Source organism: Methanobrevibacter cuticularis (assembly GCF_001639285.1).
In the GTDB taxonomy this organism is placed as follows: Archaea; Methanobacteriota; Methanobacteria; order Methanobacteriales; family Methanobacteriaceae; genus Methanobaculum; species Methanobaculum cuticulare.
This window is the reverse complement of the sequence record NZ_LWMW01000093.1, coordinates 1-18,884: the sequence shown is the minus strand read 5'-3', so window position 1 is coordinate 18,884 and position 18,884 is coordinate 1. Positions and strand designations below refer to the sequence as shown.

General features: G+C 27.8%; 16 protein-coding genes. 5 read left to right on the top strand and 11 right to left on the bottom strand.

The features are described 5' to 3' along the window. The first annotated feature begins 15 nt into the window (after positions 1 to 15). The 3 genes from MBCUT_RS04430 (at position 16) to hisB (ending at position 1,855) form a co-directional block, all read left to right on the top strand. Entirely contained in the window at positions 16 to 708 is a 693-nt protein-coding gene (locus MBCUT_RS04430) for a TOBE domain-containing protein (RefSeq protein WP_067259343.1), read from the top strand. Positions 709 to 952: 244 nt separating this feature from the next. Next, on the top strand, positions 953 to 1,213 hold the full coding sequence (locus MBCUT_RS10510) for a 4Fe-4S binding protein (protein ID WP_084270713.1): 261 nt from the start codon (positions 953 to 955) through the stop codon (positions 1,211 to 1,213). A gap of 60 nt (positions 1,214 to 1,273) precedes the next feature. After that, positions 1,274 to 1,855, top strand: a complete 582-nt coding sequence (gene hisB, locus MBCUT_RS04425; RefSeq protein ID WP_067259341.1) for an imidazoleglycerol-phosphate dehydratase HisB — start codon at positions 1,274 to 1,276, stop codon at positions 1,853 to 1,855. Positions 1,856 to 2,172: 317 nt separating this feature from the next. Here the strand turns inward: hisB and MBCUT_RS04420 are convergent, their stop codons facing one another. The 4 genes from MBCUT_RS04420 to MBCUT_RS04405 form a co-directional block, all read right to left on the bottom strand. Beyond that, positions 2,173 to 3,003 (bottom strand): F420-dependent methylenetetrahydromethanopterin dehydrogenase, encoded by an 831-nt coding sequence (locus tag MBCUT_RS04420; RefSeq protein ID WP_067259339.1) that lies wholly within the window; start codon positions 3,001 to 3,003, stop codon positions 2,173 to 2,175. A gap of 667 nt (positions 3,004 to 3,670) precedes the next feature. Next, complete coding sequence (locus MBCUT_RS04415; protein WP_157082477.1) at positions 3,671 to 4,819, bottom strand: hypothetical protein; 1,149 nt, start codon at positions 4,817 to 4,819, stop codon at positions 3,671 to 3,673. After that, a complete protein-coding gene (locus MBCUT_RS04410; RefSeq protein ID WP_245634939.1) occupies positions 4,820 to 6,061 on the bottom strand; it encodes an oligosaccharide repeat unit polymerase family protein in 1,242 nt (413 codons plus the stop codon). 375 nt (positions 6,062 to 6,436) lie between these two features. Next, positions 6,437 to 7,903, bottom strand: a complete 1,467-nt coding sequence (locus MBCUT_RS04405; protein WP_067259336.1) for a cobyrinate a,c-diamide synthase — start codon at positions 7,901 to 7,903, stop codon at positions 6,437 to 6,439. Between the two features lie 740 nt (positions 7,904 to 8,643). On the opposite strand from MBCUT_RS04405, the gene MBCUT_RS04400 reads away from it, so the two are divergent. Beyond that, positions 8,644 to 9,756, top strand: a complete 1,113-nt coding sequence (locus MBCUT_RS04400) for a helix-hairpin-helix domain-containing protein (protein WP_067259363.1) — start codon at positions 8,644 to 8,646, stop codon at positions 9,754 to 9,756. A gap of 177 nt (positions 9,757 to 9,933) precedes the next feature. Here the strand turns inward: MBCUT_RS04400 and MBCUT_RS04395 are convergent, their stop codons facing one another. From MBCUT_RS04395 to MBCUT_RS04370, 6 genes are all read right to left on the bottom strand, one after another. After that, positions 9,934 to 11,175: an aconitase X gene (locus MBCUT_RS04395; protein ID WP_067259334.1), complete on the bottom strand. Its 1,242-nt coding sequence runs from the start codon at positions 11,173 to 11,175 to the stop codon at positions 9,934 to 9,936. Positions 11,176 to 11,193: 18 nt separating this feature from the next. Continuing rightward, a complete protein-coding gene (locus tag MBCUT_RS11285; RefSeq protein ID WP_067259332.1) occupies positions 11,194 to 11,532 on the bottom strand; it encodes a hypothetical protein in 339 nt (112 codons plus the stop codon). Between the two features lie 18 nt (positions 11,533 to 11,550). Continuing rightward, positions 11,551 to 12,939 carry a DHH family phosphoesterase gene (locus MBCUT_RS04385; protein ID WP_084270711.1) on the bottom strand — a complete coding sequence of 463 codons (1,389 nt, stop codon included), beginning with the start codon at positions 12,937 to 12,939 and terminating at the stop codon, positions 11,551 to 11,553. Beyond that, positions 12,929 to 13,327: a 30S ribosomal protein S15 gene (locus MBCUT_RS04380; RefSeq protein WP_067259327.1), complete on the bottom strand. Its 399-nt coding sequence runs from the start codon at positions 13,325 to 13,327 to the stop codon at positions 12,929 to 12,931. Before MBCUT_RS04380 ends, MBCUT_RS04385 begins: the two co-directional genes overlap by 11 nt. Before the next feature lie 339 nt (positions 13,328 to 13,666). Next, the gene (locus tag MBCUT_RS04375) at positions 13,667 to 14,230 is read right to left on the bottom strand and encodes an XTP/dITP diphosphatase (RefSeq protein ID WP_067259325.1); all 564 of its coding nucleotides are present in this window, start codon (positions 14,228 to 14,230) and stop codon (positions 13,667 to 13,669) included. A gap of 185 nt (positions 14,231 to 14,415) precedes the next feature. Then, positions 14,416 to 16,053 carry a bifunctional N(6)-L-threonylcarbamoyladenine synthase/serine/threonine protein kinase gene (locus MBCUT_RS04370; protein ID WP_067259323.1) on the bottom strand — a complete coding sequence of 546 codons (1,638 nt, stop codon included), beginning with the start codon at positions 16,051 to 16,053 and terminating at the stop codon, positions 14,416 to 14,418. A 311-nt stretch (positions 16,054 to 16,364) separates the two neighbouring features. On the opposite strand from MBCUT_RS04370, the gene cobT reads away from it, so the two are divergent. Next, a complete protein-coding gene (gene cobT / locus MBCUT_RS04365; protein WP_067259321.1) occupies positions 16,365 to 17,420 on the top strand; it encodes a nicotinate mononucleotide-dependent phosphoribosyltransferase CobT in 1,056 nt (351 codons plus the stop codon). Between the two features lie 104 nt (positions 17,421 to 17,524). Here cobT and MBCUT_RS04360 read toward each other — a convergent pair whose 3' ends face one another. After that, a complete protein-coding gene (locus tag MBCUT_RS04360) occupies positions 17,525 to 18,352 on the bottom strand; it encodes an undecaprenyl-diphosphate phosphatase (RefSeq protein WP_067259319.1) in 828 nt (275 codons plus the stop codon). Positions 18,353 to 18,884 lie beyond the last annotated feature (532 nt).

Here is an 18,884-nt window from a genome sequence, read left to right as displayed (position 1 = left end):
ACTGGAAGAGGTAATATGAGAGAAGTTGAAGCAGGTGTAGAATATAAAATAAATATTGGTGGAAAGGCTTTTCTTTTAGATAAAAAGAAATATGATCTTCTTAACTACATAAACATGACCAATTCCATCACAGAAGGAGCTAAATTAACCAAAATATCCTATAGAACTGCTCTTAACTATATAGATAGGATTGAATCTACTTTAGAAATAGCTATTGTTTCTACAAGCAAAGGAGGGAAAGGTGGAGGCGGAAGTACCGTCCTCAGTTACGAAGGAGCAAAAATTTTAAAGGAATGTAAAAAAATTAATGCTATTATGGAACTACACAAGGATGTTAATGAAATTGAAACTAAAATCCTAAATATTGACAAATCTAAAGGAGTTATGACCATAGAAATGAATGAGGTTCATATCACTATTCCTTTAAATGACAACTATGAAGTCGGAGATAAAATATTAGCCTTAATAAGCTATGATAACATCTTTATAATGCTTGAACCACAAGAATCAAGTGTACAAAACATAATAAAAGGATATATAACCGAAATAAGTTTAAATAATGAAATGATAAAAATAAAAGTTGATATTGGTGGCATATCTTTATATTCAAATATCACTCTATCTGCAGAAGAAAAACTAAATCTTAAAATAGGAAAAGAAGTTTATGTTGGTTTTAAAGCTGTTTCAATAGCTACTTTAAAAATTTAATCATCTTAAAATAATATAATTAAATTTCAAAAAAGTCTATGTCTAAATTTTTAATATATCCAAGTTTCTAAAATGAAAATATTCTAAAACCCCAATATTCTAATCAATATAAAACTCTGAAATGAAAATATTCTAAAACCCCAATATTCTAATTAAGGAGAAATGATATAAATATTTATGATTAATGATACTCATAAAAATGTATTGTCATGACAAGAGAATTTAATTATCTTGAGGTGTTTTTATTCTAAAAATAGAAGTTGATAAAGATAAATGTACCGGATGTGGGGAATGTAAAGAGATATGTCCTAAAGGTCAGAAAATATGGACTATTAATAAAACCGCTCATGCATCCAATTTAGAATATTGTCATGTTTGTACAATATGTGCATCTAGGTGTCCAGAAGATGCGATAACCGTTATTAGGAATGCACCTGATGATGAAGAAGAAAAAAAGAGAATTAAAAAATCAAAAGAAGATACAAGAGAGAAATTACCTCTATAAATTTTATAATAATTACCACATTAAAAGAATTGACTATAATAGTTATGAAAAGTGAGTTAAATGAAAGAAAGAATAGCTAAAGTTTCAAGAAAAACATCTGAAACTGACATCAAAATAAAAATTAATTTAGATGGAAAAGGTATGTACAATATCAATACAGGGATCAATTTCTTTAATCACATGTTAGAATCCTTCACAAAACATAGCTTATTTGATTTAGATATTGAAGCTATTGGGGATATAGATATTGACGACCATCACACAATAGAAGATGTTGGAATTTTATTTGGAGAAGCTTTTTTAGAAGCTATTGGAAATAAGAGAGGTATTAAAAGAATGTCTCATGCAATCATTCCTATGGACGATTCATTAGCTACCGTAGCTATTGATATTAGTGGGCGTAGCTATTATGAAATGGATTTCTCATTTAACAACGATAAAATCGGAGACATGACTTCTGATACAATAAAACACTTTTTTGAATCATTTTCAAGTTCTGGAAAATTGAATATTAATATTCATGCTAAAGGATCAAATGACCATCATAAAGCTGAAGCTATTTTTAAAGCATTTGCTAAATCTTTGAAGGATGCTTGTAAAATTGAACATGATTCCATCCCAAGTACTAAAGGGATAATTTAATTTGAATTCATAATAAATTTTAACTTTTTATTTTAGAAAAATTTTTTATTTTTATAAAGTTAAAAAATCTCTGATTTTTTTTATTTTAAAAAATATTCATTTTAATAAAAATTAAAAATATTAAAATTTTCCCAAAAATAATGTTTTACACTATAAATTAAAATTTTTTTAACAATTAAACTTTATTAAGATTAAAATATCATTTTATAATCATTATACCGATAAAGCTATTAAAAATATTATAATAAGCTAATTTAAAAAAAGAAAAGTAAACCGTTGAAAACGGTTTTTAATGTAGGATATATTTTAAGATAAACTTAAGCTGGTTTATCTAGTAATTTTGTTTTAGAAACAGTAGTACCTTTTCCACTGTGTGGAGTTCTTACAACTGTATCATTGGATTTTTCAATTTCTCTTGCTTCTTCAGCTAATTTTGCTGCTACTGCGATCATTTCGTGAGCAGATGCAACAAGTGGTATGTATTTTTCAGCATCTTGAACCATGAAACATCCTTCAGTATCAATATCAGCTACTTTAGTAGCTATTTCATATGCAGCCATAGCTTTAGCTTTAGCATAAGGATTTTTAAAGTCTGCAGCTTTAACAGCTACATCTCGAGATAATACGATTTTAGGTAACTCAACATCTTTTCCAGCTTCAACATCTGCAATCATTCCATCGATTGCGTTTTGTACTGTTCTGTAAGCACCAGTTAAAGCTAAAACTTTAATAACATCAGAGTTAAATGAAGCCATTTCAGTTGGGTCAAGTAATTCTCTTCTTGCACCAATCATAGGGTCAGCTTTTACGATTATGTAACCTAAACCTTGTTCATCCATTTCTTCTCTTTTACCCATTCCAGGACCATCACCAATTATCAAAGCAGGGATATCATAGCTTGATAATAATTCTCTTGCCTTAGCAGGTCCAGGTGCACCAGGATTAGGGCTTATAAATATAGCAAAATCTGGGTTAAACTCTTTTATCTTAGGAGTTACTTCTTCTACTTGTTCTGGGTTCATTTTAGCACCAGAACCAATTACTCGTACGTCAATATTAGGTCTATCAGCTCTTTCATCAAGTAATAAATCTAATACAGGTGAAGTACCGATATTTCCACTTTTAATTATTCCAATTTTGACTACCATTTTATCACCAATTTCTTATTTATTCTTTATTATTAAGTACTTTCTGATTTATTTTGAACCATTAACTTTATATACTAGTTTTTTAAGTTTCAATATTTTCTAATGGTTAGTGAAATAAAGAATAATTTAGGATTTATTTTCAATATAATAGCTTGTTAAAAATATATTGTATAATTAAAGATTCTTTAAAAGTATATGAATGATATAAAAGAAAATTTTAAATGACCTTAAAACAAAATCAGGAAAACTATAGTATTTATGAAAAAGTTCTTAAATTTCGAAGATAAATTAAATTCTTAATATCATTTATTTTTAATTACAGTGCCTTAAAATTGATTATTATTAAAAATATATTATTTAAATATCTTTATTAGTTTAATAAATTAATTAAGATTAAGAATATATTATTTAAATATCTTTATTAGTTTAATAAATTAATTAAGATTAAAAATATATTATTTAAATATCTTTATTAGTTTAATAAATTAATTAAGATTAAAAATATATTATTTAAATATCTTTATTAGTTTAATAAATTGATTAAGATTATTAGCTTAAGATTATAATGTTTTTTTAGACGATTTATTTATTAAGAACTTTATCAAACTGATTATAATCATTTGAAAATACCTAATTACAATCATCTATCTTATCCAATATTTAATCATTATCTAAATTCAGACCTTTTTTTCCATATAGCTCTCATAGCACTTAAACCACTTTTTTTAGGAAGATTATTAAAATCAAAATCATTGATAATGTCTACAAGATTTTCAATAGCTAGTTCACTATTTTCAATAAGAAATTTTCCATTTGGTTTACTTAATTTATTTAATTCTTCCATATTTTTTGGAAGATCAGATATCTCTAGGATTGGAATAGCTAAATCTTTAGCTAAATCTACACTACCTTGTTTTTTATGAAAGCCAGCTATTTTTATAGAAGGAATTTCTAATACTCCTGCTTCTATTGTCATTCCCATTCCTGCACCATAAATCAGAGCTTTAGCTTCTTTTAGTAAACTCAACAAATCAACAAATTCATCTAAAACCTTTATTTTGTTGGAAGTGATTAAACTCTCTATCTGTTCTCTTTTAAATCTATATGGGGCTATGATAACTGGAAAATCCAAATTTTCAAGTGAAGTGATTAATTCTTTTAAATCAGTTATTTTTAAATCTCCACCTAAAACTATTAAAATAAAATCATCAACAGCATATTTCAATGAGATTTCTTCAGATATCTCCAATTTTTCATCATTGATGTATTCTTTTACATAATTTGCCATTGGATATCCCCCAATATTAACTACATTATCAATATGGTAAATATTTTCAAAGTAGTCTTCATATTTTTTTGAAGGGAGAGTAACTAAATTAGCATATGAAATAAATTCAATTGGATTGTAAATATCTTGTTCTATATGTATTATTGGTATTTTAAGAAAATTAGCTGCAGCTATTGATTTCCTAACATCCCCTGCATTTCCACAAGTAACTAAAAGGTCTATATTTTTACCCCTCATAGCTTTAATAGCTTTAAAGATATCTTTGATAATTAAAGAAGCTAGTTCCAAATTGTTTCTTTTTACTTTTCCTCCTCCCCTACCTTGACCAATAGAATATATTTCATTACAATAAGGTTTTAAAAGTTCTTTTACTCCTTTTCCATGAGTTAAACCAATAATTTTACTCTTGTTCCAGTTTAAATAATCTTTTTCTTCTTTTTCTAAGAATTTTATTCTTTTTATTATAGGAATTATGGTTTTTGCTGGAGCCAATTCACAAGCAATAGCTATATTTATTTGATCTTCCATTTACTCACCATCCATGGAATTATCAATCTTATCCTTAAATTTAGAATGATTTGCATTATTATCTATAATAACAAAATAATATACTATTGTAATAATCCCAAGGAAATAGAATAACCAAACTACAAGGTCTGTTGGTCCTGTTTCAATCCAAATAAAAGTTTGTGCCAGAATTATACCATAAAAAGCTGTAGCTATTCCTTTCACATGTTTTTGAATGAAATATAATAGCTTCAAGATAAGACCTATCAAAAACATCTGCACAGCCAATCCTATACCTCCAAAATCTAAAATAGCTGGCCCTAAAATTGTAGAAGTGATGGAATGATGCTCATTAAGGACAACTTCACCAACTAAAACTCTTGGATCAACTGATTTAAAAAATCCTGTTAAAGTGTAATAAAATAAACTGCCATTAGTAGATCCAGCTAAATATGTAGCCCTATCTAGAATATTTAAAGTAAATCCTGCCCTATAAGATAGTAATTCTAAAGCATTCAATCTCCATTGCTGCCATTCAATAGATTGAACAGCTATAAATCCAATAATAAGGAGTAAAATAGCTATTACTGCGATAAAAAAAAGCTGATATTTTATTTTTATATTTCTAGTATAATATAATGTAATAAAAACACTTAACAAAATAGCTATTGGGGTTGTTCTATAACCAGTAAGTGCAAATAATCCTAACCCAATTAGTAAAAAGATATAATGAGATTTTCTGTTATATTTAGCAAGAAGGATGTTTATTCCTATTATAAATGCAATAAATGAAAATAACCATATTTTTGTAGCAGCATGAGCTTTTAATACTCCACTTAAAAGAGGAATCCCTCCCAACATTATGAAATTAATTATTTGAAGTATTATTCCAATTAAGACAATTGAAACTAGCAAGATTTCTAATAAACTATATCTTGAAAAAATAGCTAGATGACCTAATCTTCTTGATTTTATATTGCTTATATAAATCATTTTATTTTTAAATCTCTTTGAAATCATCCCAATTATTTTTGGAAATAAAACACCAAAAACAAAAAATACAATCCCCATTATTATAAAATAATACACTTGAAATGAGGGTCTAGGTAATTCATTAGAGAAATATAAAATAGGTAGACTAATAGCTATAAATGCCACAAAAGCCATAATTAGTATATATGGATGAAATAAATCGATATTTTTAAAATCTCTCACATTTATTTTCATACCAACCATTTCCCCATTTTCTTTGATTTTTATCAATAATTATCATTATATTATCTTAAATATCCTATAAATTAATATCCAATAAATTAATTATAAAAATATCCAATAAATTAATATCCAATAAATTAATTATAAAAATATCCAATAAATTAATTATAAAAATATCCAATAAATTAATATCCAATAAATTAATTATCTAGATATTAAGAATATTTTATTTGATCATAGTTAAATTCAATCTGCCTAAAATATTCATATTATATTCAATAAAATCATATTATTAAGAATAATTTCTTAAATATCCTTTAAATTAATCTAAGAACTATTGAATCAATAAAATATCAATTATTTGATCAATAAAATGTAAACTATTAAATCCATAAGATACAAATTAAATGGATTTTACTGTTATTATAATTCACTCACATTTTTTGTGAAATTATATGCGAAATTAGGACAAGAACATGCATGAATATGGATATAATTAGCTAAAGTGTTGTTAATAGCTAAACCATCCTTATTATTAAGTATTCCTCGACCTCTCTGTATATCAAATACGAAGTTTGATTGAACATCATCCACCAATAGTTTAGTATAATGGAATTCATGGCCTCTGAATACTTCTCCTTTTTGTGAAATCAAATTATCTTCATTTGATTTAGCTATTACATAACTAAGACCTTGGACTTTATCAGTCATTATTGAATTGTAAGGTAAGACATTACACATTTTTACATCATCAATAGATTGAGACAAATAGATTAATCCTCCACATTCTGCATATATGGGATTTTCATCCCTGTGAAAATCATTTATTGATTTTCTCATTGTTTCATTATTTTCAAGCTCTTTTTTAAAAATTTCAGGATATCCTCCACCAATATATAGAGCATCCACATCAGGAATTTCTTCATCCTTATATGGACTGAAAAGAATTATTTTCGCATTATTATCCTCTAAACTCTCCAAATTCTCTTGATAATAGAAACTAAAAATTTCATCCCTAGCTACCCCTATTTTAACTTTATTTTTGTTAGCTATTTTCCACAGCTCTGTGCTGTTTTCATTATTTCTAATATTATCTCTAATATCTTCATTGTTATTCCCATTATTTAGATTATTATATTTAGTAGCTATATTATTGTCTATATTTTCATCACAATTATTATTCTTATTACTTTTAGTTATTTTTCCTTGAGATTTAGCTATTTCTTTTAGGGCATCTAAATCAATGTACTCTTCCACAACTTTTGACCATATATCAATATTAATAGCTATTCTTTCACGTTCTAAAGCTGGAACAAGACCTAAATGACGTTCATTAACGGTTAATGCATCATCCCTAGGTATTCCTCCTATTACTCTTGTATTGGTTAAAGTTTCAATAGCTTTTTTAGCTTTTAAAAAGTGTCTTTTTCCTTTTATTTTGTTTAAGATAACACCTTCAATTTTAACTTCTGGATCGAGAGTTTTAAACCCTAGTACTACTGCAGCTGCACTTTTTACCAAGCTACGACCATCCATGATAAGAATTACTGGAGCATTTAATGCTTTAGCTATTGATGCCGTATTTCCAACGTCGCCGATGGGACTTATTCCTTCATAAAGGCCCCTAACTCCTTCAATTATGCCAATATCTGCATTAGCTAAATCTAATCCTCGAACAAATGATTTTTTAATCTGATCATCATTCATGAAAAAAGAATCAAGATTTCTTGAGGGATTTCTAGTGGCTAATGTATGATAAGAAGGATCTATGTAATCTGGACCAACTTTAAATGGCTGAACATTCATTTCAGCAGATAGTGCCTTCATGATTCCTGTAGAAATAGTTGTTTTTCCTACTGCACTTCCAGTTCCAGCTAATACAATTCTCATATTTATTAATTGTATTTGTGATTATTTAAATTTTAACAATTAACTCAAATTATTAATTGTAGATTAAATTTATGATTACTTGAAATGAAGCATTAATTGAAATATTTATAAAAGAAGTTAAAATAAGTGTTGATATTGATGCTGATTTTAGATTCAATTATACAAATAATGGTTAATATGTTGATTATATCATGAAAAACCTAATATAAATTTATCCTATAAGTTTAAAATGAAGATTAATTATTTTAGCATTATTAGTAGTTTATTGGTTAGTTTTTTAGATATTCAATTTATCTTTGTAAAGTTCTATTTATATCGATGATGTTTTATGTAATTATATTACTTTTTTTTATAAATATTTATATAGTCATTAGAATTAGAGTTTATGTATCCTTAAGAATTATTTAATATGTTCCAAAGAATGTATGAGTTTCATATGCTACTATATAATATTTTTTAGTTTAAATAGATGTGTATTTAGATAGATAAAGGATATTATAATGTTTTTAGGATTTTTAAAGTTAGAGTTCCAAACTATCAGAAATTTTGGGTTTCTGATGAAAGGTTCACTAGTAAAAGATGAGGAAGGAGATTTTTTATGGAAAAACGATCTTTAGTTATTGGCTTATTACACAGAATATAAGTGATTTAATTTATCAAAATCTTATAAAAAGTTATAAGATAATACTTTTCATTTGCACCCAAAAATTAATAATATATTAAAACATGATATAATACCAATGAATACTTTAAAGAAAATGCAGGTTTTAAGTGATTCTGCTCAATATGACCTTTGCGATTATGTAAATCACTATAAAAAGTCTGATACTAATCTTCCAGGAATATATAATGCAACAGGGGCTAATGGATGTAAAATTCCTTTATTTAAAGTTTTAATGACTAATAAGTGTGTTAATGACTGTAAATATTGTATTAATCAGTCAAAACACGATTTTAACAGGCTTGAGCTTTCACCAGAAGAAATAGCTAAAGTTTTTCTTAACTATTATAATAATGATTATGTTAATGGTTTATTTTTAAGTTCTGCTATTTCTCATGATATTGAAAGCACTATGGAAAATATTATTGATGTTACTAGAATTCTAAGAAAAGATTATGGTTATTCTGATTATATCCATCTTAAAATAATTCCAGGGGCTAGTAAAGATAGTATTAAGAGGGCTATGTCTTTAGCTAATAGAGTAAGTTTAAATATAGAATCAGCTACCTCTGATGGATTATCTGAATTATCTTCTACTAAAGATTATAATAAAGACATTCTTAAAAGGTTGGATTGGATAAATTCTATTTCTAAAAAAGATTCTTCTTTAATATGCTCTAGTCAAACTACTCAAATGCTTGTTGGAGCTAATGATGAAACAGATTCTGAAATTCTACATAGAATTAAAGCACTTTATAAAAAAGTTGATTTACGACGTAGCTATTTTAGTTCTTTTTCTCCAATTGAAGGAACCGATCTTGAAAATAGAGAAGAGTGCAATAAAGAGAGAACTTCCAAATTGTATCACGCCGATGCACTCTTGAATCAGTATAAATTTGATTTAAATGAGTTAGTCTTTGAAAATGATGGGTATCTCTCAGTTGAAGAAGACCCAAAGTATTTAGCAGCACTTCAAAAGGATATTTTCCCATTAGAAGTGAATTCTGCATCATTTCATGATCTTTTAAGAGTTCCTGGAATCGGACCTATCTCTGCTAAAAAAATAATAGCTATTAGAAAAAAACAACCTTTTAAAAAACTTGAAGATTTAAAAAAATTAGGAGTTATCGCAGATCGGGCCGAGCCATTTGTTAAACTAAAAGGAAGCTATCAATCCTCTTTAAATATTTAATGAAATATTCAAAAAAATTACTTCATTTTAAAAAGATTAAAATTATTTGATTATTAAATCAATAATAAATACCTTATTATTTTTTAAGTTGTCTTATTTAATTAATATTTTTAATAATCTTATAATTAAACAATCAATAAAAATCAAAAATAAGAATTTAAAAAAAATATTGAAAGATTATTTAAATTTTATTAAATTTTCAGCATTGTCATAGATTACTTTTAGGCCACACATAGAAGGTACATAGTTAGCTGCCTTTGCAGAATTTACACCGATACTTTCATATCCTAGTTCTTCAATTGGAGATACAACCATACATGTGTCACATACTAGGGCAGCTCCTGCATTTTCAATAATCTTTGTAAATCCCATTCTATCAGCAGCAGCTTTAATGTTTATAGAGGTACAAACCCAAAGATCATTCTTTATATGTCTTCCTTTGACTAAATTAGCTATTTCTTCAATTTCTTCAAGTGATGCATGAGGACATCCTAAACATACGAGATCAGCCTCGTTTGAATCTGACGTTGTTAATTTTTCACATGCATTTTGGATATCATGAGAAGAAATAAACATTTTATCATTTTGTAGATGTTTTTTTCCAGCTATTTTATATTCAGGAGTTATGTTTTCTATATGATACAATGCAACAGCTCCAGATGACGCAAGTGCTGCTCCTAATGATTTTAAATCGTTATTAGTTGGACTTATACTTGATATATCAGTTGATGAATCCTTTTTCTTATTTTGAGTTTTATCTTTTAAAATAAAATAAGGAATTCCATCCCCAATTTCCTTACCAACAATGTAACCCAACGCACCATAATCTATTCCAGAAATCTTATCCTCAACTTCTATAACTATTGTAGCTTTTCTATTTTCTTCAATATGGTATCCATACATAGCTGTTTTACCACAAATAGCTGCAGCCAATGCTCCAGGACCTCCTTCACGATTAGTTTTAGCTCCAATGACCGAGTTAACATAAGCTACTGCAGAAGATTCAGACCAAGCAACATGATCTCTGAACCTTGGAACATTTCCAACTAAATATGGAGTACAAGTACATGTTTGAGAAATTCCAAGAGAACCATAAGCATCTACAATCTTATTTTGTTTAAGTGCAAATTCAGATGGAAACCCAAGTTTTTCCCAGTTATCTAAATCTGTACCTGCTGGATTTAATGTAGAAGGAACTTTAGCTAAAGCATTTTTATCAGAAGCTAAATCTTCTAAATATTCAAGACCAGCATCTCCAATAGTTTTGTATGAAACACCAGATATTTGAGCTGAAGTTATATCAATAAGATTCTCAGCTCCATATATTTCACCTAATGCTACCAATATTTCCATACTTTTTCTTACAGTATTTCCATATTCTCCTTCATACATCCTTTCTTCATCTTTATTTAGATACATTGTATCTCCTTGCTGTAATTAAACGTTAAGTGATTTATCCGATTTATTTGAATCCAATTTATCTGACTTATTTGAATTTAAGTTATCCAATTTATTTGAATCAGATTTATTTGAATTTAAGTTATCTGACTTATTTGAATTTAAGTTATCCAATTTATTTGAATCCGAGTTATTTAAATTTAAGTTATCTGACTTATTTGAATTCAAGTTATCCAATTTATTTGAATCCGAGTTATTTAAATTTAAGTTATCTGACTTATTTGAATTCAAGTTATCCAATTTATTTGAATCAGATTTATTTGAATTTAAGTTATCTGACTTATTTGAATTTAAGTTATCCAATTTATTTGAATCCAAGTTATTTAAATTGTTAAATTATTGGGCTTTAGCATTGATTTGATATTCAACCATGTCATTAACTAAATTTAAGAAGTTATCCATTTCTTTATAAGGAATCATGGCTCCAGCAGCTATATCATGGCCACCACCCTGACCTCCAAAACTTAATGAACTATCATGCAATGCTTTTCCAAGATCAACGCCTTTTTTGACCATATTTTTTGTAGTTCTTCCAGATACTTTAACATCGTTATGCATTCTAGCCATAGAAAGAATTGGTTTATCTTCAACTAATAGTCCTACTGAAATTCCAACTGAAGAAATTGTTCCCATGACACTTTTTAAAACTTTATCATCACTATAAATATATTGAATAGATTCTAGTTGAGTAGATCCTTCTCTTTTAATCCATTCCATTCCTTTAATTAACTGTTCACGATAAGTTGTTTGGAATTTAATAGCTACATCAAGAGCTTCTCCCCTTTCTCCTAAGACGATACTTAATCCCAATCCTGTTTTCTTATTTTTTCCACATGAATCTAAAATAGAAGAATATTCTTCTAAATTACGGAGTATTGGGTTTTCTTTAGGAATACTATAAACATCCCCAAAAATCTTAGGATTTAATTTGAGCAATTCATCTTTTAGAACATCTTTTTCTTCATCCTCAAGATCAGAAAACTTAATTCCATAAGAAAGACCTGCTTTCTCTAAAAATCCTATAGACCCCTCTAAATCCCCAGTTAATCCTGGAAGTGAAGGGCTGAAAGTGTAAGCTAAAGATTTATATAATGGTTCTTGAGTTTTAGAGACAATTTTTAGATCTTCATGAATTTCAAGTGAGCCAGCTTCTTTTCCATCTTCAACTATTACCTTATTTACACCGATGAAACCATCCTGACCCTGCATATCTCCAAAAGCACCAACAAGAGCTAAAGGAGCAAGATGTTTCTTTCCTTCTCCTAGATCTCTAACAGTTAAGTAACTTGTACCAGCACCACTGATTTCAGTAGTTCCATTAATTCCAAATATATGAGGGTTTACATGAACTACATTAGCATTAATATTAGATTTAGTATTTTCATTATCACTATTCTCATCATTTTTTTCAGTTTCATTTGGTTGATGATGATCTGCAATAATAACATCGGCTTTTAAGCGATTTATATAATCTAAACATGCACTACCCATATCAGAGAAGATAAATAGCTCATATCGTTCATGAGCTAACTCCTTCACTATTTCTGCTTTTAGGCGAGGCACAATAGTGGTATGAAATTGTCCTCCTTCTTCAGTTATAGCTTTAGCTATAAGACCTGCTGCTGATAATCCATCAGCATCATTGTGAGATACTATTCTTATGACATGCTCTTCTTTGATATGCCTAGAAAGCATATCACAAGCTTCACTAGCCTTATTTAACAAGGAGTGCTGCTTCTTGTGGGTCATATCTCCATCCTTCAGGCAATTCACCTTCATTTGAGTAATATTTGCCTAATCTCCTGATTCTAGATTCTATAATAGTTAATCCTCTTTTGGTGTGTAAATCCTTTGGATTTTCTTTTAAATGATCTCTTATGTTTACAGCTCTTTTAATTAAGTTCATTATATCTTCTGGATATGTCTGAGACTGTTCATTTCTTTTTAAAATAGCTGTTATTTTCTCTCCAGTTACTTCTTTAACACTTGGAACCCCATATTGATCCCTTAAGATAACTCCAATTTCACTCGGAGATTTTCCTTCTTTTGTGAACTTCAATATGAATTCTTCAATTTCTTCATTTGAGTAATTAACCCATTCTGGCTTTACCATAATATTACCTCTTTAATTTTAATTAATTTAATATATTTTAATCTAATTGATAGTTTAATAATCTAATTAATTTATTTTAATATAATTAATATTTAATAATCTAATTAATTTATTTTAATATAATTAATATTTAATAATCTAATTAATTTATTTTAATATAATTAATATTTAATAATCTAATTAACAAACTAGAAATATAATTAATATTTAATAATCTAATTAACAAACTAGAAATATAAAAATATTAGAAATATGAAAATTCTAATTATTATCTAAAGATTACAATTTTATAATATGATATAAGATTACAATATAAAGAATATAACTATTAAGAAGAAATTATTCTTTTATACATTTATACCAATTAGCAAATAGTTCTAACGAATTTTTTCTATGAGAAAACTGGTTTTTTTCTTGAAGTGTTAGTTCTCCAAAAGTTTTATCTTTTTTTTGAACATAGAAAATTGGATCAAAAGCAAATCCTTTATTTCCTTTTTCTTCAAATGCAATGCTACCTTCGACCTTACCTAAAAAAATCTTGGGTTCGATATTGGGGGCACAGTACCCAATAACCGACCTGAATTCGGCATGACGGTCTTTAGTATTAATTGTGTTACTCATTAGATTTAAAATGCCCTGATTTCCTATAGTCTCTTGGACATAGGACGAATATGTTCCGGGGAACCAATTTAAAGCTTTAATGAATAAACCAGCATCTTCAACAATCACAGGTTTATTTAATTTTTCAGCCGCATATTTTGCACCTGATATAGCTACTTCCTCAAGTGTTCCTTGAGGTTCCATGTAACCTAAATCAATATGCTCCAATTCAATATTGAATTTTTGAAAAATATTTTCTGCTTCTTTTACTTTGTGTTCATTACCAGTAATAAATGTTATCATATCATAGAATTTTAATTTCAGATTTTATATATCTTTTTAAAAATTAAAATATGAGCTAATATAAAATAATGGTTATTTAGAAATTTCATGAATCATTGCAATCCTATGAATTTGAATCTTCCTTTAATATTAAAAAGAAATATTAATGAGTATAACGTCCTCTTTTTTAATATTAAAAACAAATATTAATGAGTATAACGTCCTCTTTTTTGAATTTCAGCTATTTTGTCCATTATTTTATCTTTAGTTAAATCTTCATCACAATAGCTATTTACATAACCATCGAGAATATTATTAAAAATACCATTGGATATTTTGTAATCCATACTTTGTAAAGATTTTTTTAAAACTAATAAATCAACACATTTATCTTCAATTAGATCTGAGTATTTTCCAAGTCCAAAATCGATGAAAACAGGATTGTTATTATGAAGTATTATGTTGGAACTAGTTATATCTCCATGGATCATGTTAAGTTGATGCATTAAGCCAATTTGATGTCCAATAGCTATTGAAATATTTCTTTCATCCTTTTCTTGTAAGTCTCCAATTACATCTTTCAGCAAAGATCCTTCAACACTCTCCATTATAATAACTTTTTCTTTTAAATCGACATCATATAAAATTGGAGAACGTACCCCTGCTTTTTTAACATTTGAAAGTAATTTAGCTTCTTTTTTGGTTCTTGATTTTCGTATTTTATTGTCGATTTCTTCTATTCTATAATGTTTTGGATTTCTTTTTTTAATCACAGCTTCTTCATTCATCCATGTGCTTAGATAGATATCAGACTCTGCTCCTTTAGCTATTATATCATTTGGAAGATTGATTTTGTTTTTTGATGTGTGTACCCATGGTACATCAACTTCATCAGTTCTGAATCTTTGAATAACATTTGTATCTTCTAATTTATCTGGACCATAGATATTATATGTTAATATTCCAAGTAAAGCTATCATAGCACCATTATCTCCACAGTATTCCATTTTAGGAATGTGAAATTCTGCGTAATGTTCCTCAGCCATAATAGCTAACATTTCTCTAAGGCGTTTGTTTGCAGCTACTCCTCCACATAACATCACCTCATCCTTTTTAGTATGAGCTAATGCTCTTTCAGTTACTTCTACCAGCATTGAAAAAGCAGTCTCTTGTAGACTATAACAAATATCTTCAATAGCTATATTTTTTTGATATTCTCGAATACTAGCAGTTAGAAGTCCTGAAAATGAAAGATCCATACCTTTAACACTATATGGAAGATCAATATATTTCCCATCCTTTGCTAATTCTTCAACAATTGGACCTCCTGGATGTCCAAGATTGGTTTCTCTTCCAAATTGATCAAGACAGTTCCCAATAGCTATGTCTAGAGTTTCACCAAAAATTCTGTATCTACCATATTCATAAGCTATTATCTGACTGTTTCCACCACTAACATAAAGAGAAACAGGATCAATAGCTCCAGTATCAAGTTTTCCGATTTCCACATGAGCAATACAATGATTAACACCAATTATTGGTTTGTTGAGAGAAAGAGCTAATGTCCTACTAGCTGTAGCTACTGTCCTAAGAGCTGGTCCTAAACCTGGCCCTTTAGAAAATGATACAAGGTCTATATCTTTTAATTCTAAGTTAGCTTTAGTACAAGCTTCAATTATCAATTTAGGAATCCATTTAGCATGATGTTCACTGGCTTCTCTGGGATGAATACCCCCAATTTTTGGAAATAGCTGCTTTCCAGCCAAAGCTAGAATATTCCCATCACTATCTACTATTCCAACCCCTGTTTTTTCAGCTGTTCCTTCAATTCCTAAACAAATCATTTAATCAACTTCTAGTTTAAATTTAATATTATATTAATTATTTATTATCTTATCTAACTCTATTAAATTATTCTATTATTATATATTAATTTGGTGTTAGAAAATTCGAAAATGTGATTATATTAAAAATTTATTAAAAAAATTAATGAAAAAATTAATGAAAAAATTGAAGTAAATACTAATTATATGAAGTAAATATTAATTATATAAAGTAAATACTAATTATATATAATAAACTAATAAATTATATAATAAAATATAAAATTATTAATAAAATTTTAAAAAATTAAAGTGAATATTGGGTATTGATTATGTTTAATGGATTAAAAACTTATGGATCTACAGATCTTTTATCTAAGTTAAAAGGAAAAAAGCCTTTTTTTGTATGTATAATAGCTACAACAGCAACTGCAAACATTCCAGGGATCACTGGAGCAGGAGCTACTCCTGAACTAATGGAATATACTCCAGCGGGAGATGTTGAACTTATCATTCGAGGGGAACTAAGATGTTGTAATATTCCTCCTCAAACAATTATAGATGGAGCTTCAGCTCCAACGCCTGCTATGCTTACAAAAGCAGCTCTTGAATTAACTAATGTCCCATATTTAATAGCTGATGCTGGTTCACGAATAAAACCAGATGTTCCTTATCTTCTCATTAATAATGATCATGGCGAAGATATAAGAACCGGCACTGCTGTTAAAGATCCTAAAAAAATTTTTGAAGATTCAAAATTAATAGCTAAAGAACTTTCTAAGTCTGTAGAATATTTAGTTATTGGTGAAAGTATTCCTGCAGGAACAACAACTGCACTTGGTGTTTTAACTGCCTTAGGATATGATGCAAACTTTAAGGTAAGTGGAAGTACCCCAATAAATCCCCATGAATTAAAAAAAGATGTTGTTATGGAAGGAATAGCTAATGCAAAAATAGATATTGGGAATGTTAATCCTTTTGATGCTGTTAAAGCTGTTGGTGATCCTATGATTCCTGCTGTGGCAGGCATGGTATTTGGAAGTGATATACCAGTGTTACTAGCAGGTGGCACTCAAATGGCAGCTATTTGTAGCTTTATAAAAGCTATTGATCCTGAATTTGATTTTTCAAATATATTGATTGGAACCACTTCATTTGTAGCAAAAGATGAAAATTCTGATTTACTGAACATTATTTCTCAAATAGGTGACATATCTGTAAATGTAGTGGATCCTTATTTTGAAAAATCCGATAATGATGGATTGAAAAACTATTTAAAGGGTTTTGTTAAAGAAGGGGCTGGTGCTGGAGGTTCTATACTCATGGCCCTACTCTTAGGATATTCAATAGAAGATATAAGAAAAAAAATAGAAGAAGTTTGTAAATAGCAATGACTGAGGTAGAAATAAAGCATAAATTAGGATCATGTACTATTTTTAAGAAGTAATGATCTTAATAAAACTTAAACGTTATAAAATACTCCAACATAATTTTATATGAAAAATAAAGCATAAATTAGGATTATAGCACCGACTATCCAACAGTAGTAAGCAAAAGCGTTTAAATTTCTTTCTTTTATTAATTTTAAAACTATACTAATAGCTAAATATCCAGATATTAGAGCTGCTAAAAATCCAATAACATAAGCCATTAAATTAGAATCTAGGCCAGTCCCAATATTTTTTAATTGCACTGCAGTAGCTCCAATTATTGCAGGAATAGATAAAAGAAAACTAAATTTTGCTGCAAACTCTTTGTTAAAGCCTAAAAATAGTCCTGTAGATATTGTAGTTCCTGAACGAGATAATCCTGGTATTATAGCAATTGCTTGGCTGATACCAACAATAATACTTTCTTTAATACCAGTATTTTCAATATATTTGTTATTTGAAGTAATTTTTTGAGAAATATAGAGAAGCAAACCAGTTATAATCAAGAAAAACGCAGGTACTGTTAAAGAGTTGAATAAAGCCTCAATTTCAGCGTCAAAACGTATCCCAACTATTCCTGCAGGTATTGTACCTATAATAACCATCCATGCTAATTTTTTATAGTTATCTTCCCTAAATCCTTCCTTAAATCTTCCCCTAAATATATCAGCTATGCTTGAAAAAAATGCTTTGACCATTTCTACAATATCCTTGAAAAAATATCCAACTACAGCCACTAAAGTACCTAAATGAAGAAGAACATCGAAACCTAAATTAGCTGATACTCCTAAAAAATGTTGAATGAAAATTAAGTGAGCTGAACTACTCACTGGTAAAAATTCTGTTAGTCCTTGTACTACCCCAATTATGATTGCTTGCATTATATCCATAAAACGACCCCTTAATTATAATTATTTGTAATTAATTAATTTATCTTGATTTAATTATTTATACTATTAAAAATTATTAGTCAATTACTAAGACCCATATCAATAATCTTTAGCTATTTTGATAAATATAAATTGCTATTTAAATATCAATATTCATAAAAACGATTATCAATTAATATATAACTATATAAAGATAAAGAATTTCATCAAATCAATATAAAAAATATAAAGATAATCAACTTTATCAAATCAATATAAAAAATATAAAGATAAGCAACTTTATCAAATCAATATAAAAAATATAAAGATAATCGATTAATTTAAGGCTCTGTAGAAATCATGTTAAGTATTATGGGATCACATATTATGTATTACCAAAATAATAGGGTGATCCCATGTTCAGTTTATGTGATAATGAGTTAATAAAATTTACCTTTGTGTCCTTTGAAATTGCTAAGATGTCTTTATCAGAGTATTCCTGTGAAAAATCAAAACATATTTATACTCAACCCCAATTAATGGCGTTAATATG